The sequence below is a fragment of the Pseudomonas sp. SWRI99 genome (assembly GCF_014270125.1).
In the GTDB taxonomy this organism is placed as follows: Bacteria; Pseudomonadota; Gammaproteobacteria; order Pseudomonadales; family Pseudomonadaceae; genus Aquipseudomonas; species Aquipseudomonas hamedanensis.
In genome coordinates, this window is sequence record NZ_JABWQR010000051.1 from 1 (window position 1) to 19,259 (window position 19,259).

Annotated in this window: 17 protein-coding genes; 13 read left to right on the forward strand and 4 right to left on the reverse strand. The window is 60.3% G+C overall.

Annotation, left to right across the window (positions count from 1 at the left end; all coding sequences use genetic code 11):
• Positions 1-162: 162 nt before the first annotated feature.
• Together HU743_RS26390 and HU743_RS26395 are read right to left on the reverse strand one after the other, a co-directional pair.
• Positions 163-1,656: a CoA-acylating methylmalonate-semialdehyde dehydrogenase gene (locus tag HU743_RS26390; RefSeq protein WP_186652252.1), complete on the reverse strand. Its 1,494-nt coding sequence runs from the start codon at positions 1,654-1,656 to the stop codon at positions 163-165.
• 143 nt (positions 1,657-1,799) lie between these two features.
• Positions 1,800-3,149, reverse strand: a complete 1,350-nt coding sequence (locus HU743_RS26395) for an aspartate aminotransferase family protein (protein WP_186652254.1) — start codon at positions 3,147-3,149, stop codon at positions 1,800-1,802.
• 138 nt (positions 3,150-3,287) lie between these two features.
• Here HU743_RS26395 and HU743_RS26400 point away from each other — a divergent pair, with 138 nt between their 5' ends.
• From HU743_RS26400 to HU743_RS26430, 7 genes are all read left to right on the forward strand, one after another.
• Positions 3,288-4,208: a LysR family transcriptional regulator gene (locus tag HU743_RS26400; RefSeq protein ID WP_186620616.1), complete on the forward strand. Its 921-nt coding sequence runs from the start codon at positions 3,288-3,290 to the stop codon at positions 4,206-4,208.
• Between the two features lie 142 nt (positions 4,209-4,350).
• Positions 4,351-5,739 carry a nucleobase:cation symporter-2 family protein gene (locus HU743_RS26405; RefSeq protein ID WP_186620614.1) on the forward strand — a complete coding sequence of 463 codons (1,389 nt, stop codon included), beginning with the start codon at positions 4,351-4,353 and terminating at the stop codon, positions 5,737-5,739.
• A gap of 89 nt (positions 5,740-5,828) precedes the next feature.
• Positions 5,829-6,479 carry a TetR/AcrR family transcriptional regulator gene (locus HU743_RS26410; protein ID WP_186652256.1) on the forward strand — a complete coding sequence of 217 codons (651 nt, stop codon included), beginning with the start codon at positions 5,829-5,831 and terminating at the stop codon, positions 6,477-6,479.
• A 7-nt stretch (positions 6,480-6,486) separates the two neighbouring features.
• Complete coding sequence (locus HU743_RS26415) at positions 6,487-7,068, forward strand: YigZ family protein (protein WP_186652258.1); 582 nt, start codon at positions 6,487-6,489, stop codon at positions 7,066-7,068.
• A gap of 582 nt (positions 7,069-7,650) precedes the next feature.
• The gene (locus HU743_RS26420; RefSeq protein ID WP_186652260.1) at positions 7,651-9,198 is read left to right on the forward strand and encodes an ABC transporter ATP-binding protein; all 1,548 of its coding nucleotides are present in this window, start codon (positions 7,651-7,653) and stop codon (positions 9,196-9,198) included.
• 13 nt (positions 9,199-9,211) lie between these two features.
• On the forward strand, positions 9,212-10,318 hold the full coding sequence (locus HU743_RS26425) for an ABC transporter permease (RefSeq protein WP_186652262.1): 1,107 nt from the start codon (positions 9,212-9,214) through the stop codon (positions 10,316-10,318).
• A complete protein-coding gene (locus HU743_RS26430) occupies positions 10,318-11,244 on the forward strand; it encodes an ABC transporter permease (RefSeq protein ID WP_186652264.1) in 927 nt (308 codons plus the stop codon). The genes HU743_RS26425 and HU743_RS26430 overlap by 1 nt, the downstream gene beginning before the upstream one ends.
• Here HU743_RS26430 and HU743_RS26435 read toward each other — a convergent pair.
• Positions 11,233-11,748: a hypothetical protein gene (locus tag HU743_RS26435; RefSeq protein WP_238351795.1), complete on the reverse strand. Its 516-nt coding sequence runs from the start codon at positions 11,746-11,748 to the stop codon at positions 11,233-11,235. The genes HU743_RS26430 and HU743_RS26435 overlap by 12 nt on opposite strands.
• A gap of 84 nt (positions 11,749-11,832) precedes the next feature.
• On the opposite strand from HU743_RS26435, the gene HU743_RS26440 reads away from it, so the two are divergent.
• The 3 genes from HU743_RS26440 (at position 11,833) to HU743_RS26450 (ending at position 14,509) form a co-directional block, all read left to right on the forward strand.
• The gene (locus HU743_RS26440; RefSeq protein WP_186652266.1) at positions 11,833-12,189 is read left to right on the forward strand and encodes a MerR family transcriptional regulator; all 357 of its coding nucleotides are present in this window, start codon (positions 11,833-11,835) and stop codon (positions 12,187-12,189) included.
• An 18-nt stretch (positions 12,190-12,207) separates the two neighbouring features.
• Positions 12,208-12,894, forward strand: a complete 687-nt coding sequence (locus HU743_RS26445) for an SDR family oxidoreductase (protein ID WP_186652268.1) — start codon at positions 12,208-12,210, stop codon at positions 12,892-12,894.
• Positions 12,895-13,150: 256 nt separating this feature from the next.
• Positions 13,151-14,509, forward strand: coding sequence for an 8-oxoguanine deaminase (locus HU743_RS26450; RefSeq protein ID WP_186652270.1), 1,359 nt, complete (start codon positions 13,151-13,153; stop codon positions 14,507-14,509).
• A 49-nt stretch (positions 14,510-14,558) separates the two neighbouring features.
• Here HU743_RS26450 and HU743_RS26455 read toward each other — a convergent pair whose 3' ends face one another.
• On the reverse strand, positions 14,559-15,650 hold the full coding sequence (locus HU743_RS26455; protein WP_186547388.1) for a calcium:proton antiporter: 1,092 nt from the start codon (positions 15,648-15,650) through the stop codon (positions 14,559-14,561).
• A 288-nt stretch (positions 15,651-15,938) separates the two neighbouring features.
• On the opposite strand from HU743_RS26455, the gene HU743_RS26460 reads away from it, so the two are divergent.
• The 3 genes from HU743_RS26460 to HU743_RS26470 all read left to right on the forward strand — a co-directional run bounded on the left by HU743_RS26460 (position 15,939) and on the right by HU743_RS26470 (position 19,164).
• On the forward strand, positions 15,939-17,012 hold the full coding sequence (locus tag HU743_RS26460) for a BMP family ABC transporter substrate-binding protein (protein WP_186652272.1): 1,074 nt from the start codon (positions 15,939-15,941) through the stop codon (positions 17,010-17,012).
• Between the two features lie 152 nt (positions 17,013-17,164).
• A complete protein-coding gene (locus HU743_RS26465; RefSeq protein WP_186652274.1) occupies positions 17,165-18,130 on the forward strand; it encodes a 2-oxoglutarate and iron-dependent oxygenase domain-containing protein in 966 nt (321 codons plus the stop codon).
• 80 nt (positions 18,131-18,210) lie between these two features.
• Positions 18,211-19,164, forward strand: a complete 954-nt coding sequence (locus tag HU743_RS26470; RefSeq protein ID WP_186547394.1) for an adenosine deaminase — start codon at positions 18,211-18,213, stop codon at positions 19,162-19,164.
• Positions 19,165-19,259 lie beyond the last annotated feature (95 nt).

Genomic DNA, 19,259 nt, shown 5'->3' on the forward strand with positions numbered 1-19,259 from the left:
TCTCAAGGAGTTTTCCGTTTCGACTGCGCCGGAAGTGGGGCGAATTATAGACTTCCAGAATCTGCCGTCAACCCCTATTTTAATAATTCTGTCATATCGATCAAAAAGCCCCAAAAACACAAAGGCCGACCTTAACGGTCGGCCTTCGGCACACCGAGCTACTTATAAGCTAGGGAATGCAAACTGCGAAGCTTCATGGCTCGCCCGTTGCGGCCAACGCTGGGTAATCGCCTTGCGACGGGTATAGAAGCGCACACCATCGGGACCGTAGGCATGCAGATCGCCAAACAGCGAGCGCTTCCAGCCACCGAAGCTGTGATAAGCCACTGGCACTGGCAGCGGCACGTTGACGCCGACCATGCCGACTTCGATCTCGTCACAGAACAGCCGCGCCGCTTCCCCGTCGCGGGTGAAGATGCAGGTGCCGTTGCCGTATTCGTGATCGTTGATCAGTTGCATCGCCTCTTCCAAGCTTTTCACACGGACGACGCACAGTACCGGCCCGAAGATCTCTTCCTTATAGATGCGCATTTGCGGGGTGACGTTATCGAACAGGCAGCCACCGAGGAAGAAGCCTTCTTCGTGCCCTGCCACACTCAATCCGCGACCGTCGACGACCAGGGTCGCGCCCGCTGCCACGCCGTCATCCACGTAACCGCTGACCTTGTCACGCGCCTGCCCGGTCACCAATGGCCCCATGTCCAGACCGCACGAAGTACCGGCACCGATTTTCAGCGCCTTGATCTGCGGAACCAGTTTCGCCACCAGCGCATCGGCCACTTGATCGCCGACACACACCGCCACCGAAATCGCCATGCAGCGCTCGCCACAAGAACCGTAAGCTGCGCCCATCAGTGCGCTGACGGCATTGTCCAGGTCGGCATCGGGCATCAGTACCGCATGGTTCTTCGCCCCGCCCAGTGCCTGAACGCGTTTGCCGCGCCTGGTGCCTTCGGCGTAGATGTATTCGGCAATCGGTGTCGAGCCGACGAAGCTCAGCGCTTTGACTTCCGGCGCTTCGATCAACGCGTCCACCGCCGTCTTGTCACCGTGGACCACGCTCATCACACCTTTCGGCAAGCCAGCTTCCAATAGCAACTGAGCAATCAGCAGTGTGGAGCTTGGATCGCGCTCGGACGGTTTGAGGATGAAGCAGTTGCCGCAGACGATCGCCAGCGGGTACATCCACAGTGGCACCATGGCCGGGAAGTTGAACGGGGTGATCCCGGCCACAATTCCCAGCGGCTGAAAGTCCGACCAGGCATCAATGTTCGGGCCGACGTTGCGGCTGTATTCGCCCTTGAGGATTTCCGGTGCTGCACAAGCGAACTCGACGTTCTCGATACCACGCTTCAATTCACCGGCGGCGTCTTCCAGGGTCTTGCCGTGCTCTTCGCTGATCAGTTGCGAAATGCGCGCTTCGTTCTGCTCCAGCAGTTGCTTGAAGCGGAACATCACCTGGGCACGTTTGGCCGGCGGCGTGTTGCGCCACGCAGGGAACGCAGCCTTGGCGGCGTCGATGGCTTTCTGGATGGTCGCCTGGCTGGCCAACGGCAATTTATGGATCGCCTGGCCGGTAGACGGGTTGAACACATCCACCGAGCGACCGTTCTCGGTCACCAGTTCGCCATTGATCAAATGCGGAATAACGCTCATCGAACACTCCTGAATGCTTGTGCACAGGCGCCAGGTAAGAAGCGCCTTCTATATATAGGTAGTTCCGTTGAGGAGCCGGATGTCACTGGCGCGTTCAAGTACGCCTTCGCGAGCAAGCTCGGCTCCCACAGTTGTTGTAAAGATCAGTCGAGCTTGTTCAGCACTTCGCCGACAGCATCGAACAGACGATCGAGATCTTGCGGCTTGCTGTTGAAGGTTGGGCCGAACTGCAGGGTGTCGCCGCCGAAGCGCACGTAGAACCCGGCTTTCCACAACGCCATGCCCGCCTCGAAGGGACGCACGATGGCGTCACCGTCACGCCCGGCAATCTGGATTGCACCGGCCAGACCGTAGTTGCGGATGTCGATGACGTTTTTCGAGCCTTTCAGGCCATGCAGCGCGTTTTCGAAATGCGGCGCGACTTCAGCGACGCTCTGCACCAGGTTTTCCTTTTGCAGCAAGTCGAGTGCCGCCAAGCCTGCGGCACAAGCCACCGGGTGTGCCGAATAGGTGTAGCCGTGCGGGAATTCCACAGCGTATTCCGGTGTCGGCTGGTTCATGAAGGTCTGGTAGATTTCGGAGCTGGCGATCACCGCGCCCATCGGAATCGCGCCATTGGTGACTTGCTTGGCGATGCACATCAGGTCTGGGGTCACGCCGAAGCTGTCGGCACCGAACATCGACCCGGTACGGCCGAACCCGGTAATCACTTCGTCGAACACCAGCAGGATGTTGTGCTGATCGCAAATCTCGCGCAGACGCTTGAGGTAACCCTGAGGCGGAACCAGGACACCGGCAGACCCGGCCATTGGCTCAACGAACACGGCGGCGATGTTGGAGGCGTCGTGCAATTCGATAAGCTTCAGCAGCTCGTCGGCCAGCGCGATACCGCCCTGCTCCGGCATGCCACGGGAAAAGGCATTGCTCGCCAGCAGTGTGTGCGGCAAGTGATCAACATCCATCATCGCCTGGCCAAACAGTTTACGGTTGCCGTTGACGCCGCCGAGGCTGGTGCCGGCGATGTTCACGCCGTGATAGCCACGGGCACGACCGATCATTTTGGTTTTGGTCGCCTGCCCTTTCAGACGCCAGTAGGCGCGGACCATTTTCACCGCGGTGTCAGCGCATTCCGAACCGGAGTCGGTGAAGAACACATGGTTCAGATCGCCCGGCGTCAGCTCGGTGATTTTTTCAGCCAACTGAAACGACAGCGGATGGCCGTACTGGAAGCCCGGCGAGTAATCGAGGGTGCCCAACTGTTTCGAAACGGCTTCCTGAATTTCCTTGCGGGTGTGCCCGGCGCCGCAGGTCCACAGACCGGACAGCGAATCGTAGATTTTGCGGCCCTTGTCGTCGAACAGCCAACTGCCTTCGGCGCCGACGATCAAACGCGGATCGCGCTGAAAGTTGCGATTGGCGGTGTACGGCATCCAGTGCGCTTCCAGCTTCAGTTGGCTGGCCAGTGGCGACGGCGCGTTTTCAGGCATGTTCATCGGGCAAAACCTCGCAGGGCATAAGCGTCAGGGAGATGGAAAGCGTTGTTGCAGCTAAATTGCCACGGCGATAAAGTCGGTGAAATTCAACTCTTCTAACCTTCAGTTAGATGCCGGCTAAACAAAGAGAACAAAAAAATGAGCAGCCGCCGTCCCGATCCGCTGGCCCAGGTCAGTGACTTTGATATTCGCCTGCTGCGGATTTTTCGCAGCGTCGTCGAATGTGGCGGCTTCTCGGCAGCGGAAACCGTGCTCGGCATTGGTCGGTCAGCGATCAGCCAGCAGATGAGCGATCTGGAACAGCGCCTCGGTTTGCGCCTGTGCCAGCGCGGGCGGGCCGGGTTTTCTCTGACCGAGGAAGGTCGCGAGGTTTACCAATCGGCGCTACAGCTTTTGAGTGCGCTGGAAAGTTTCCGCACCGAGGTCAACGGTCTGCACCAACATCTGCGTGGCGAGTTGATCATTGGCCTGACCGACAACCTCGTCACCCTGCCCCACATGCGCATCACCCACGCTCTCGCCCAACTGAAGGAGCGCGGGCCGGATGTGCAAATCCAGATCCGTATGATCGCGCCTAATGAAGTCGAGCAAGGTGTGCTCGACGGGCGTTTGCATGTTGGCGTGGTGCCGCAGGCCAGCGCATTGTCGGGGCTGGAATATCAGCCGTTGTACAGCGAACGTTCGCTGCTTTACTGCGCGGTCGGCCATCCGTTGTTTTATGTTGATGACAAACAACTCGATGACCAGCGCCTGAACAGTCAGGACGCGATTGCACCGACCTTCCGGTTGCCGGCAGACATCCAAGCGCACTATCAAGCGCTCAACTGCACCGCCAGCGCGTCGGATCGTGAAGGCATGGCGTTTTTGATTTTGACCGGACGCTACATTGGTTATCTGCCGGATCACTACGCCAGTCTTTGGGTGCAGCAGGGGCGTTTGCGTGCGCTCAAGGCCGGCACACGTTTTTACGATTTGAGCCTGGCATCGGTCACGCGCAAGGGCCGGCGCCCTCATTTGGTGCTGGAAAGCTTCTTGGAGAGTCTGGCGGCGACGCGCTGAAAGCCAGATCAAAGATCGTCCCAACGCGGCTCGAGCCTTCGGCAGCTGCTGCCTTTGACGGTCATCGCGTCAGAAAGCTGAGCAAGTGGACAGGTTTTTGCAGAGAAGGGTTAACTCGATCCTTCAACAAGAAGCCAACGCCATGCAGCCAGATTCCGATTCGTCCAGTGAACTCATCTACGGCCTCAACGACCGCCCCAAACCACTCGCCGCCCTGCTTGCCGCGTTACAACATGTGCTGGCCAGTTTCGTCGGCATCATCACCCCGCCGCTGGTCATCGGCTCGGCGCTCGGGCTGACCGCGCATTTGCCGTACCTGATCAGCATGGCGCTGATGGTCTCCGGCGTCGGCACCTTTATTCAGGCACGGCGTCCGTTCGGCATCGGCGCGGGCATGATCTGTCTGCAAGGCACCAGTTTCGCTTTTCTCGGGGCGGTGCTGTCGGCCGGTTTTCTGGTCAAGCAGCGTGGCGGCAGCCCGGAAGATATTCTGGCGATGGTCTTCGGTGTCTGTTTTTTCGGCGCCCTTGTGCAAATCGTGCTCAGCCGTTTTATCGGTCAGTTGCGCCGAGTCGTTACGCCGTTAGTGACCGGGATCGTCATTACCCTGATCGGGATCAGTTTGATCAAGGTGGGCATCACCGATCTGGGCGGTGGCTTCAATGCGCCGGACTTCGGTGCGCCGGGCAATCTGGCGCTGGGCGTATTCGTGTTGCTGACGATCATTCTGCTCAATCGCTCAAATACGCCGTGGATACGGCTGTCGGCGATCATCGTCGGCCTGCTGCTGGGCAGTCTGGCGGCCTGGTTCAGTGGCAAACTGATCCCTCAGCCATTGCCTGACTTACCTTTGGTGAGTTTTCCTACGCCGTTCAAGTTCGGTTTCAGCTTCGACTGGACAGCTTTCCTGCCTGTCGCGCTGATTTATCTGATCAGCACCATCGAAACCGTCGGCGACCTCACCGCCAACTGCATGCTCGCGCGTCAGCCGATCAGCGGCCCTTCTTATATAAGTCGCTTGCGCGGCGGCGTGCTCGGCGATGGCGTCAGTTGCATGATCGCGGCCACGTTCAGCGCTTTCCCTAACACCACGTTCGCGCAGAACAACGGCGTGATTCAATTGACGGGCGTCGCCAGCCGCTACGTCGGGCTGTACATCGGCGCGATCCTGTTCTGTCTCGGCCTGTTCCCGCTGATCGGCGCGGTGCTGCAACAGATTCCCAAACCGGTATTGGGCGGCGCCACGCTGGTGATGTTCGGGGCCGTCGCGGCGGCGGGTGTGCGCATCCTCGCGCAGTCGCCGCTGGACCGGCGCAGCATGCTGATCATCGCCACCTCGTTCGGCGTCGGCCTGGGCATCGCCGCGCAACCGAACCTGCTGCACCTGCTGCCGAAACTGGTGCAGAACCTGTTCGACTCGGCGATCACCAGCGGCGGGCTGACGGCAATATTCCTTTGCCTATTGTTGCCGGAAGGCAAAACCGCAGCGGCGAAAAGCCCCGCGCCGTTGAACAAGATCGAACAGGCGTAACGGTTTTATTGCGCAAGGACTTGTCGGATGCCTGTGGGTGCGCTATCAACGCAACCTGGCTGCACCCACAGACAATCCCGGAAGTGCCTATGACCTTTGAAGTCCCAGCCCATGGCGGCAAACCCGCCAGCCGCATTCGTCAGAAGAACGAAGAGACCATCCTCAAAGCCGCCGAAGACGAGTTCGCCCGTCACGGGTACAAAGGCACCAGCATGAACACCATCGCCCAGAATGCCGGGTTGCCCAAGGCCAATCTGCATTACTACTTCACCAACAAACTCGGTTTGTACGTGGCGGTGCTGAGCAACATCATTGAGCTGTGGGACAGCACCTTCAACACCCTCACCGCCGAGGACGATCCAGCCGAGGCGCTGACCCGCTATATTCGCGCGAAAATGGAGTTCTCCCGTCGCCAGCCACAGGCCTCGCGAATTTTCGCGATGGAAGTGATCAGCGGCGGCGAATGCCTGAGCGAGTATTTCAATCAGGATTACCGCACCTGGTTCACCGGCCGGGCGGCGGTGTTTCAGGCCTGGATCGATGCGGGCAAAATGGACCCGGTCGACCCGGTGCACCTGATTTTCCTGCTGTGGGGCAGCACTCAGCATTATGCCGACTTCGCCACGCAGATCTGCCGCGTGACCGGGCGCAGCAAGTTGACCAGACAGGACATGGAAGACGCCGGCAGCAACCTGATCCGCATCATTCTTAAAGGCTGCGGCCTCACACCTTCTCTATAAGACGTTTATGCCTTTCACCCTCAGCGGTTTTTGCGAGTACCGCGAAGAGATTCGCAAAAGCCGCTTTATCACCTTGGCAACTCCGATCAGCAGCCCCGCCGACGCGCAGGCGTTCTTCGAGCAGCACAGCGACTTGAACGCCACGCACAACTGCTGGGCGTGGAAACTCGGCGCGCAATATCGCAGCACCGACGATGGCGAACCCGGCGGTACGGCCGGGCGACCGATTCTCGCGGCGATTGAAGCGCAGGATTGCGACCAGGTCGCAGTCCTGGTGATTCGCTGGTATGGCGGTATTCAACTCGGCACTGGCGGTCTGGCCCGGGCGTATGGCGGCGGTGCAAACAAATGCCTGCAAGCGGCGGAGAAAATCGAGTTGATCAGCCGCGTGCCGTTAAGTTGCGCTTGCGGGTTTGCCGAGTTGGCGCTGGTGAAGTTGCGGGTGGCGGATCTGGGCGGATTGGTGGTGGCGGAAAACTTTACTGCCAATGGCGTCGAGTTGAAGTTGGCGGTGGGTGAGGCGCAGATCGCGGTACTGCAGGCGCAGTTGGCGGATTTGAGTCGGGGGCGGATTTTGTTGCAGCGCTAGATCCAGGATCAACAGATCGCAGCCTTCGGCAGCTCCTACCCGGAACGTTGCGATTTTTTTGGGGCATCTCGTGAATTGCTTATATCTGGCAACTTGCCCACATCCGCTGTGCGCCCGACTGTGGATAACCTGAGCACATATCGCTGTAACCCTTCTGTCACGCGGCTTTGCGCGGTTTGTTCATTTTTCGTTCAATTCATCCGACGAAAAGGAAATTCAAATTAAAAACAATCAGTTAGCCGCGTTTATCACCTTTAGAAGAAAGCACCACAGTGCTTATGCCCGGGTTCGCCGCTTGCACACAATTACTGTGGAACAACCTGTGGATAACCCGTTCATGACCGCCGCAGTCGCTGGATCTGCCTAGGCCCCGAGCAATTGCTCGTTTTTTAACCAACAACCCGCGGGCGAAACTGGAGCCTGTTCAAAGGCTTTGCGCTGAAATGGTGCTCGACGGAATGCCCAATCGGGCGCTGAGCCTTGGCAATCGGCACGGGCTGCAACGATCGGCGCGCGTTCCTGACTCACTGGCCAGGAAATTGCTTTATCCACAGGCACAACTCCAAGTCAGTCGAGCCTGTCATGCCCACCGCCCCTTCTGTTCCGCGCCTGCAACTGCGCCAGATCAGCAAACGCTACCCCGGTTGCCTGGCCAACGATGCCATCGACCTGAGCATTGCACCGGGCGAAATCCACGCCCTGCTCGGTGAGAACGGTGCGGGCAAAAGTACCCTGATGAAGATCATTTACGGCGTCACCCAGTGCGACAGCGGTGAAACGCTTTGGGAAGGTCAGCGCGTGCATATCCGCAATCCGGCGCAGGCGCGGCAGTTGGGGATTGGCATGGTGTTCCAGCATTTTTCGCTGTTCGAAACCCTCAGCGTGGCGCAGAACATTGCTTTGGCCATGGGCGCCGCAGCCGGCACGCCGAAGCAACTGGAGCCGAAGATTCGCGAAGTGTCGCGGCGCTACGGCATGGCGCTGGAGCCGGAGCGACTTGTCCACAGCCTGTCGATTGGCGAGCGGCAACGGGTGGAAATCATCCGCTGCCTGATGCAGGACATCCGCTTGCTGATCCTCGACGAACCGACTTCGGTGCTGACGCCACAAGAGGCCGACGACTTGTTCATCACCCTGCGCCGCCTCGCCGCTGAGGGTTGCAGCATTCTGTTTATCAGCCACAAGCTTGGTGAAGTGCGTGCCTTGTGCCACAGCGCCACGGTGCTGCGTGGCGGTCGGGTTGCCGGGCATTGCGTACCCGCCGAGTGTTCGGATCAGCAACTGGCGCAGCTGATGGTCGGCGCAGCGGCGACGTTGATTGGCGAGTATCCGAAGGTCAGCGGTGACGCGGCTTTTTTGCAGGTGCAGGGTTTGAGCTGGCACAACCCGGATCCGTTCGGCTGTTCGCTGTCAGGCGTCGACCTGCAAGTGCGCAGCGGCGAAATCGTCGGCATCGCCGGGGTCGCCGGCAATGGCCAGGATGAGCTGCTCGCCCTGCTCAGCGGCGAACAGACATTACCTCGGGCAGAAGCCGCGACCATTCGCTTCGCTGAGCGCAACGTCGCGGATTTGCGTGCGGATGCGCGGCGCAGACTGGGCCTGGCGTTCGTGCCTGCTGAACGCCTCGGCCACGGCGCAGTGCCGGATTTGAGCCTGGCTGACAACGCCCTGCTCAGCGCTTTCCAGCAAGGCTTGGTCAGCAACGGCTTGATACAACGCGGCAAAGTCGAAGCCCTCGCCCAACAGATCATTCAGCGCTTCGGCGTAAAAACGCCCGACACGCAAGCCGCCGCGCGCAGCCTGTCCGGCGGCAATCTGCAGAAATTCATTCTTGGCCGGGAAATCCTGCAACAACCGAAACTGCTGGTCGCCGCGCACCCGACCTGGGGCGTCGACGTCGGTGCCGCGGCGACCATCCACCGCGCATTGATCGCCCTGCGCGATGCCGGCGCAGCGATTCTGGTGATTTCCGAAGACCTCGACGAGCTGTTCCAGATCAGCGATCGCCTCGGCGCCCTGTGTGGCGGCCGACTGTCGGCGCTACGCGACACCCGCGATACGCAACTGAGCGAAGTCGGCGCGTGGATGGCCGGCCAGTTCGATCACTCACCTTGCGCCGCCCTGGTTTAACGGAGTTTCAACCATGCTGCTTTCTCTCGAACCCCGTGGTCAGCAATCGCGCCTGATGCTGTGGTGCTCGCCGTTATTGGCGGCGATGCTGACCCTCGGCTGTGGCTCGCTGCTGTTCATCGCACTCGGCCACGATCCGCTGCAAACCCTGCACACGCTGCTGATTGCGCCGGTCAGCGATCTGTACGGTGTCGGCGAACTGCTGGTCAAAGCGCTGCCGATTGTGCTTTGTGCACTTGGGCTGGCCGTGGCTTATCAGGCGCGGATCTGGAACATCGGCGCCGAAGGCCAGTTGCTGCTCGGTGCACTGGCCGGCAGTGCTCTGGCGGTGAACATTATCGAGATGCACAGCCGCTGGGCGCTGGTGCTGATTCTGCTGACCGGCACGCTGGCGGGCGCTGCATGGGCCGGCCTGACGGCATGGCTGCGTACACGCTTCAACGCCAACGAAATCCTCACCAGCATCATGCTCAATTACATCGCCCTGAACCTGCTGCTGTTTTGCGTACATGGTCCGCTGAAAGACCCTGCCGGATTCAATTTCCCCGAGTCGGCAATGTTCGGCGACGCCAGTCGCTTACCGTTGCTGCTGGAGGATGGCCGCGCGCACGCCGGGGCGTATTTCGCCCTGCTCGCTCTGGTCGCGGTGTGGGTGTTGTTGCAGAAAAGCTTTGTCGGATTCCAGATCAAGGTACTCGGCCTGGACAAGCGCGCGGCAGGCTTTGTCGGCTTTCGCGAGAAGCGTCTGGTCTGGCTGGTGCTGTTGATCAGTGGTGGCTTGGCCGGGCTGGCCGGCGTTTGCGAAGTGACCGGGCCGATTGGCCAACTGGTGCCGCAGGTCTCACCGGGTTATGGCTACGCGGCGATCACCGTGGCGTTTCTCGGTCGGCTCAATCCGCTCGGCATTCTGTTTGCCAGTCTGTTGATGGCACTGCTCTACATCGGCGGCGAGAACGCGCAGATGGCGCTCAATCTGCCGCAGGCGATCACCCAGTTGTTTCAGGGAATGATGCTGTTTTTCCTGCTTGCCTGTGACGTGCTGATTCTCTATCGGCCACGCCTGAAACTGCGCTGGACCCGGCGCGCCTCGTCCCCTGCCGTAACCGCCGGAGCGCTGTGATGGATATCGATCTGTTGAGTAATATTTTCTACGCCATGGTCCGCTGCGGCACGCCGCTGCTGTTGGTGGCGCTGGGGGAACTGATCTGCGAGAAGAGCGGCGTACTCAACCTCGGCCAGGAAGGCATGATGCTGTTCGGCGCCGTGATCGGGTTTATCGTCGCCCTCAACAGCGGCAACCTGTGGCTGGGTGTGCTGCTGGCGATGCTCGCCGGGATGCTGCTGTCGTCGCTGTTTGCCTTGGTCGCGCTGGTATTCAATGCCAATCAGGTGGCGACCGGACTGGCCCTGACGATTTTCGGTGTCGGGCTTTCGACGTTTGTCGGCGCGGCCTGGGTCGGTAAACCGCTGGCTGGATTCGAGCCGCTGGCCATTCCGCTGTTGAGTGAAATTCCGCTGATCGGAAGAATGCTGTTTGCCCAGGATCTGCTGGTGTACCTGTCGTTCGCGCTGTTTGCGCTGGTGGCGTGGGTGATCATGAAAAGTCGCGTGGGCCTGATCATTCAGGCGGTCGGCGAAAATCCGCATGCAGCCAGCGCCATGGGCTTGCCGGTGCTGACCGTGCGCACGTTGGCGGTCTTGTTCGGCGGTGCGATGGCCGGGTTGGCCGGGGCCTATCTGTCGCTGGCCTATACGCCGATGTGGGCCGAAAACATGACTGCCGGACGCGGCTGGATTGCACTGGCGCTGGTGGTATTTGCCAGTTGGCGTGTATGGCGGTTGCTGCTGGGGGCGTATCTGTTCGGCCTCGCCAGCATCCTGCACCTGGTGGCGCAGGGGTTGGGGCTGGCGATTCCTTCGAGTCTGCTGGCGATGTTGCCGTATGTCGCAACGATTGTGGTGCTGGTGTTGTTGTCCCGCGATGCCGTGCGCACACGGCTGTATGCGCCGGTTTCGTTGGGGCAACCTTGGCAGTCAGGACATTAGGCAGACACAAACCTGTGGCGAGGGAGCTTGCTCCCGCTCGGCGACGCAGTCGTCGTAACCTCGGTTTATCCTTAGAAATGTCTGGGAGCGCTTCGCACTCCAGCGGGAGCAAGCTCCCTCGCCACAACAAATGGGTAGCGCCTGAACCACGCCCCACGCCAGTTCGAAGATAAGGAAGACCACAAGAATCGAACTGGCGCCGTGCAGCAAGGCGTACCCTTGCCACGCCGCAAACAGAAACCGCCCCACCGCGTCATAGCGTCCATACAGCGCTTGCGGATCACGAATCCGCAGCACCGCCCAGACACAGACCACTGAGCCCAACAAGTTTGCCATCAGCATGTGCATGGATTGGAACGGCGGCAGTTCGCCAGGGAAATCCAGCGAGCTCAGCAGCCCATGCACAAGCGCGAAGCTCCACGGCGTGACAAACGCTGCCGTGACGATCAGGTCATACCAGGCGCTGCCGCGCACCACGTTGCGATACTGCGTTGCGGTCCACATCATCCTTGCTCCAGAAATTCAGGGAGCAGGCACGTTAAAGCCTGGGGTATGCTCCAGGGTCAATACCCCATTCGAGAAAACAGCATGCGCATCGGTGAATTAGCCCGGGCCAGCGCGGTCAGCCGTGACACCCTGCGCTTTTATGAGCAGCGCGGGCTGATCGCGGCGCAACGCAGCGCTAACGGCTACCGTGACTATCCGGCGGAAATGGTGCAACTGGTGCTCTACATCAAAACCGCGCAGCGGCTGGGCTTTACTCTGGGCGAGATCGGCAACAGCGTCGCCGCCCTGTGGCACGCCCGCGACCCGCAAAACGCCGTGGCGCAATTGCTGCGCGACAAACTGCAATTGGTTGAAACCCGCATGAGCGAACTCGACACGCTGCGCCAGGAGCTGCAACTGCGGCTCGGTCAGGCGTGTCCATTGAATCCTGAACGCTGACTTTCAAGGGAACCCATCATGTCTCAGGCAAAAACCGCATTGATCATCGGCGCCTCCCGGGGCTTGGGCCTCGGTCTGGTGAAAACCTTGCTCGCCGACGGCTGGCAAGTGATCGCAACGGTGCGCAATCCGCAAAAGGCCGAGGCGCTGCAAGCGCTGGGTGACGTGCGCATCGAAAAGCTCGACATGGACGATCAGCAAGCGGTGATCGCCCTGAACCAGAAACTCAAAGGCGAAACCTTTGACCTGCTGTTCGTCAACGCCGGAGTCAAAGGCCCCGACGTGCAGACCCCGGGCGGCGCGACGCTGGCCGAGGTCGGCCAATTGTTTTTCACCAACGCGGTGGCGCCGATCAATCTGGCCCAGCGTTTTGTCGGGCAGATCCGCGACGGCAGCGGGGTGCTGGCGTTCATGAGTTCGGTGCTCGGCAGCGTGACCATGCCGGATTCGCCAGGCCTGGCGTTGTATAAGGCGAGCAAGGCGGCCCTCAATTCGATGACCAACAGCTTTGTCACGCAACTGGGCGAACAGAAACTGACCGTGCTGTCGCTGCATCCGGGCTGGGTGAAGACGGACATGGGCGGTGATGGCGCCGATATCGATGTCGAGACCAGTACGCGTGGGCTGATCGATCAGGTGAATGCGTTCAGCGGCAAGGGCGGGCATCACTTCGTCAATTACAAGGGTGAAACGATTCCCTGGTAAGCATGCAAATCCCTGTGTAGGAGTGAGCCTGCTCGCGATAGCGGTGTGTCAGGTTAGACATATTTATCTGACACACCGCTATCGCGAGCAGGCTCACTCCTACAGGGGGTTCTTGGTGAATGGTCGGGTGGGGCTTGCCCGCCTTGGCTATTTGTTTGAAACTGCGCGCCTCGTCCTTTGCGGCGACCCTGGATCAGCAGACAGGGCAACACTGAGCTGGCAACCCTGAACCCAACTTTCAGAGGAGCCGGCCACAATGCCTGCGACCCGTACCTGGTTAAAAAATCCGCTCGCCATTTTCACGGCCAACGCGCTCGATGCCCGTGGCGGTCTGGTGCTGCAAGACGGTGTGATCGTCGAAGTGCTCGCGGCGGGTCAGCAGCCGTCGGCGCCGTGCCATGAAGTGTTCGATGCTCGCGAGCATGTAATCCTGCCGGGCCTGATCAACACCCACCATCATTTCTATCAGACCCTGACCCGCGCCTGGGCGCCGGTGGTCAATCAGCCGCTGTTTCCGTGGCTGAAAACCCTCTACCCGGTATGGGCCCGGCTGACCCCGGAAAAACTCGCGCTCGCGACCAAAGTGGCGTTGGCCGAGCTGCTGCTCTCGGGCTGCACCACCGCCGCTGATCATCACTACCTGTTCCCGGACGGTCTGGAGAACGCCATCGACGTGCAAGTCGAAAGCGTCCGCGAACTGGGCATGCGCGCCATGCTCACCCGCGGTTCGATGAGCCTCGGCGAGAAGGACGGCGGCCTGCCTCCACAGCAGACCGTGCAGGAAGGTCAGGTGATTCTCGACGATAGCCAGCGCCTGATTCACGAGTACCACGAGCGTGGCGACGGCGCGCAGATTCAGATCGCCCTGGCGCCCTGCTCGCCGTTTTCTGTCACCCCCGAAATCATGTCGGCCAGCGCTGATCTGGCGAACAAGCTTGATGTGCGTCTGCACACCCACCTCGCTGAAACCCTCGATGAAGAAGAGTTCTGCCTGCAACGCTTCGGCCTGCGCACCGTCGATTATCTCGACAGTGTCGGCTGGCTCGGCCCGCGCACCTGGCTGGCCCACGGCATCCATTTCAACCCCGATGAAATCGCCCGCCTCGGCCAGGCCGGCACCGGTATCTGCCACTGCCCGAGTTCGAACATGCGCCTGGCTTCCGGGATCTGCCCGAGCATCGAGCTGACCGACGCCGGCGCGCTGTTCGGTCTCGGTGTAGACGGTTCGGCCTCCAACGATGCCTCGAACATGATCCTTGAAGCGCGCCAGGCGCTGTACATCCAGCGCCTGCGCTACGGCGCCGAAAAGATCACCCCGGAACGCGTGCTGGGTTGGGCAACCAAAGGTTCGGCGAGCCTGTTGGGCCGTACCGACATCGGCGAAATCGCCGTGGGCAAACAGGCGGATCTGGCCTTGTTCAAGCTCGATGAACTGCGCTTCTCCGGCAGCCATGACCCGATTTCGGCACTGCTGCTGTGTGGGGCCGATCGAGCGGACCGGGTGATGATTGGCGGCAAGTGGCGCGTGGTCGATGGGCAGGTTGAGGGGCTGGATCTCAAAGGCCTGATCGCCGATCACAGCCAGGCGGCGCGGCAACTGATCGCCGGCACTTGATCCCCCTCCCCAACTGATCGTTCCCACGCTCTGCGTGGGAACGATCACATCAGAGACCGAGCAGGGACAGCATAATGAACGTCGCAAACAGCACAAAGTGCGTCATGCCCTCAATGGCATTGGTTTCGCCATCATTCAGGTTGATCGCACTGACAATCAGGGTGATGAAGATCATCACCGTCTGCACCGGCGTCATCGCCATCTGAAACGGCTGGCCGGTGTACAGCGCCATCGCTTCCATCACCGGCACGGTCAGGATCACCGTCGACAGTGACGCGCCCATCGCGATGTTCACCACCGATTGCATGCGGTTCGCCAGCGCCGCGCGCAACGCGGTCAGAATCTCCGGCGCCGCCGAAATCGCCGCCACCAGAATCGCCGTGATGACCGGCGGTGCGCCCGTGCCTTCCAGGCCCAGGTCGAGGGTTTTGGACATGACCTCGGCGAGTGCGCCGATCACCACCACGCCGAACACCAGAATGCCGATCGACAGCGCCAGACTGACCGGTTTCGGCTCTTGCTCGATCGGCTCTTTCTTGCGCCGTTTGTCCGGGTAGCTATAGCTGAAAAAATAACTGTGCGGGCCGACCTGCATGCGCAGAAACAGCGCATACAACACCACCATCGCGCCGATGGTAAACGCCGAATACAGCTTCCAGTTGGCCTCGGGAATAAACTCCGGCACCACCATCGACACGCCCATGGCGGTGAGGATCATCACGCTGTAGCTGCGCGCCGAATCGTCGTTGTAGGACTGCTCGCCGTGCTTGATGCCGCCCATCAGCGCGGCGAGGCCGAGGATGCCGTTGATATCGAGCATGACCGCCGAATAAATCGTGTCGCGCACCAGGGTGGCCGAGGCCTCGTTGCTCATCATGATCGCCAGAATCACGACTTCCACCAACACCGCCGCAAGGGTGAGGATCATTGTGCCGTAGGGATCGCCGACCTTTTCCGCAAGCAGTTCGGCCTGATGGGCGACCCGCATCGAGGCGGCGATGATGAAAGCGATCAGCACCAGGCCGCCGAGCAGCGCGACGATCTGGCCGCTGTGCAACAGCCAGTGTTCCAGTGGATAAGCGATGCACGCGGCAATGACTGCCAGCAGCAGAAAGCTTTCTTGCTTGAGGATTGAGAGCATGGCGGGCCTTTTGCCGAAAAGAGCTGATGAAGCTACTGACTGTCGGGCGGCGCTAAATGTTTCGTTACACCTTAGCGCACCAAGCGATGGCGGTGCTTGAGCAGGTGCACCTTTATTGGCCTTGATGGCCCTATCGCGAGCAGGCTCACTCCTACAAGGGAACGCATTTCAAATGTAGGAGTGAGCCTGCTCGCGATAGCCATCACACGGTTCCGGAAAGTTTGTTGTCCTGTTGGTCAGCAATTTGCATTGACCCTCAGCACACACAACAAAATGGAGCTGCCATTCATGCAAACACGTCCGCTGCACAAACTGCTGTGCGCCGCCATCGGTCTGGGGATCAGCCTGAGCGCCAGCGCTGCCGATCCGCTGAAGGTCGGTTTCGTTTACATCGGTCCGATCGGCGACCACGGCTGGACGTATCAGCATGAACAGGGGCGCAAGGCGCTGGCGGATAAGTTCGGCGCGCAGATCACCACCAATTACGTGGAAAACGTCGCCGAAGGCGCCGACGCCGAGCGGGTCATCCGCAACATGGCCAAGGACAAGTACGACCTGATCTTCACCACCTCTTTCGGTTATATGAACCCGACGCTGAAAGTCGCGAAGCAGTTTCCCAAGGTGACGTTCGAACACGCCACCGGCTACAAACAGGACAAGAACCTCGGCACCTACCTGGCGCGCACTTACGAGGGGCGCTACGTCGGCGGTTTCCTCGCGGCGAAGATGACCAAGAGCAAAAAAATCGGCTATGTCGCCTCGTTCCCGATTCCCGAGGTAATCCGCGACATCAACGCCATTCAGCTGGCCTTGAACAAGTACAACCCCGGCAGCGAAATCAAAGTGGTGTGGGTCAACTCCTGGTTCGATCCGGGCAAGGAAGCCGATGCCGCCAACGCCCTGATCGATCAGGGCGTCGACGTGGTGTTCCAGCACACCGACAGCCCGGCGCCGATCCAGGCCGCTGAACGACGTGGCGTATACGCGGTGGGTTACGCCTCGGACATGGCGCATTTCGGGCCGAAAGCGGTGCTGACTTCCATCGTCAACGACTGGGCGCCGCACTACATTCAGGCGACGCAAAGCGTCATCGACCACACGTGGAAACCCCAGGATTACTGGGGCGGCCTGAAGGAAGGCACGGTGCAACTGCCGATCAGCGACCTGGTCCCGGCACCGGTGAAAGCCGAGGCCGAGCAGATCATCGCCGACATCAAGAGCGGTGCATTGCAGCCGTTTACCGGGCCGATCAAGGATCAGAGCGGTGCGGAAAAAATCCCCGCGGGGGTGAGCGCGACGAATGCAGAACTGGCGTCGATGAATTACTACGTTGAGGGTATGAAGGCAGAGATGCCGAAGTAATCCCTCCAGCCGAAACACACCCCCTCCTGATCGTTCCCACGCTCTGCGTGGGAATGCAGCCCGGGACGCTCTGCGTCCCAAAAGCGGACGCGGAGCGTCCATTGAGGCATTCCCACGCAGAGCCTGGGAACGATCGATTGAGAGAATGAGAAATGAACCAGCTTCCCATCATCGACATCAGCCCGCTCTACACCACCGACGAAAGCGCCTGGCCCGCCGTGGCCGAGCAGATCGACCAAGCCTGTCGCGAGTGGGGCTTTTTCTATATCAAGGGTCATCCGATTTCTGCGCAGCGCATCGATGCCCTGCTCGATCACGCCCAGCGCTTTTTCGCCCTGCCCGCGGCAGAAAAACTCAAGATCGACATCACCCAGACCCGTCACCATCGCGGCTATGGCGCGATTGCCACCGAGCAACTGGACCCGGACAAACCCAGCGACCTGAAAGAAACCTTCGACATGGGCCTGCACCTGCCGGCTGATCACCCCGAGGTGCTGGCGCAAAAGCCGTTGCGCGGGCCAAATCGTCATCCGGCGCAACCCAGCTGGGAAGCCCTGATGGAGGCGCATTACTGCGACATGCAGGCGCTCGCGCAAACCCTGCTGCGGGCGATGACCATCGCGCTGGGGATCGAGCGCGACTTCTTCGACACGCGCTTCGTCGAGCCGGTCAGTGTGCTGCGCATGATCCATTACCCGCCGCGCCACACTGCCAGCTCCGCCGAGCAGCAAGGCGCCGGCGCGCACACCGATTACGGTTGCATTACCCTGCTCTACCAGGACAGTGCGGGCGGTCTGCAAGTGAAGAACGTTCAGGGTGAATGGATCGACGCGCCGCCGATTGACGGCACTTTCGTGGTCAATCTCGGTGACATGATGGCGCGCTGGAGCAATGACCGTTATCGCTCGACACCGCACCGGGTGATCAGCCCGCTCGGGGTTGATCGTTACTCGATGCCGTTCTTCGCCGAGCCGCACCCGGACACACGCATCGAGTGCCTGCCCGGTTGCCAGGACGCCGCGCATCCGGCGAAATATCCGACCACCACGTGCGCTGAGTTCCTGCTGTCGCGCTTCGCCGATACCTACGCCTATCGCCGCGAGCAGGAAGCCGTGTGATGGATCGTCTGGTCAGGTTTTGCCGATTATTTCGCCGCGCCTCTGTAGAATGCCGGCATTGCACCTGATGAGAAAAGACTATGTACGACTGGCTCAACGCCCTGCCCAAGGCTGAACTGCACCTGCATCTGGAAGGCTCGCTGGAGCCTGAATTGCTGTTCGCCCTCGCCGAACGCAACAAGATCGCCCTGCCGTGGAGCGACGTCGAAACCCTGCGCAAGGCTTATGCGTTCAACAACCTGCAAGAATTCCTCGACCTGTATTACCAGGGCGCGGACGTGCTGCGCACCTCGCAGGATTTCTACGACCTGACCTGGGCCTACCTGCTGCGCTGCAAGGCACAGAACGTGATTCACACCGAGCCGTTCTTTGATCCGCAAACTCACACCGACCGGGGCATCCCGTTTGAAGTGGTGCTCAATGGCATCGCCGCAGCACTCAAGGACGGCGAGACGCAACTGGGCATCAGCAGCGGTTTGATCCTCAGCTTCCTGCGTCACCTGAGCGAAGAAGAAGCCGAGAAAACCCTCGATCAGGCGCTGCCGTTCCGTGACGCGTTTGTCGCGGTCGGTCTCGACAGTTCGGAGATGGGCCATCCACCGAGCAAGTTCCAGCGCGTCTTCGATCGCGCCCGCAACGAGGGCTTCCTCACCGTTGCGCACGCCGGTGAAGAAGGCCCGCCGGAGTACATCTGGGAAGCCATCGATCTGCTGAAAATCCAGCGCATCGACCACGGCGTGCGCGCGATCGAAGACGAGCGGCTAATGCAGCGAATCATCGACGAGCAGATTCCGCTGACGGTGTGCCCACTGTCGAACACCAAGCTTTGCGTGTTCGATCACATGTCGCAGCACAACATTCTCGACATGCTCGAGCGCGGCGTGAAGGTCACGGTGAACTCCGACGACCCGGCGTATTTCGGCGGTTACGTGACCGAAAACTTCCATGCGCTGCACGAACACCTGGGCATGACGCAGGACCAGGCCAAGCGTCTGGCCCAGAACAGCCTGGATGCTCGGTTGGTAAAACCTTAAACAACATCGCAGCACCAATGTAGGAGTGAGCCTGCTCGCGATGGCGGTTAGTCAATCAAATCAAGGTTGGCTGACACTCCGCATTCGCGAGCAAC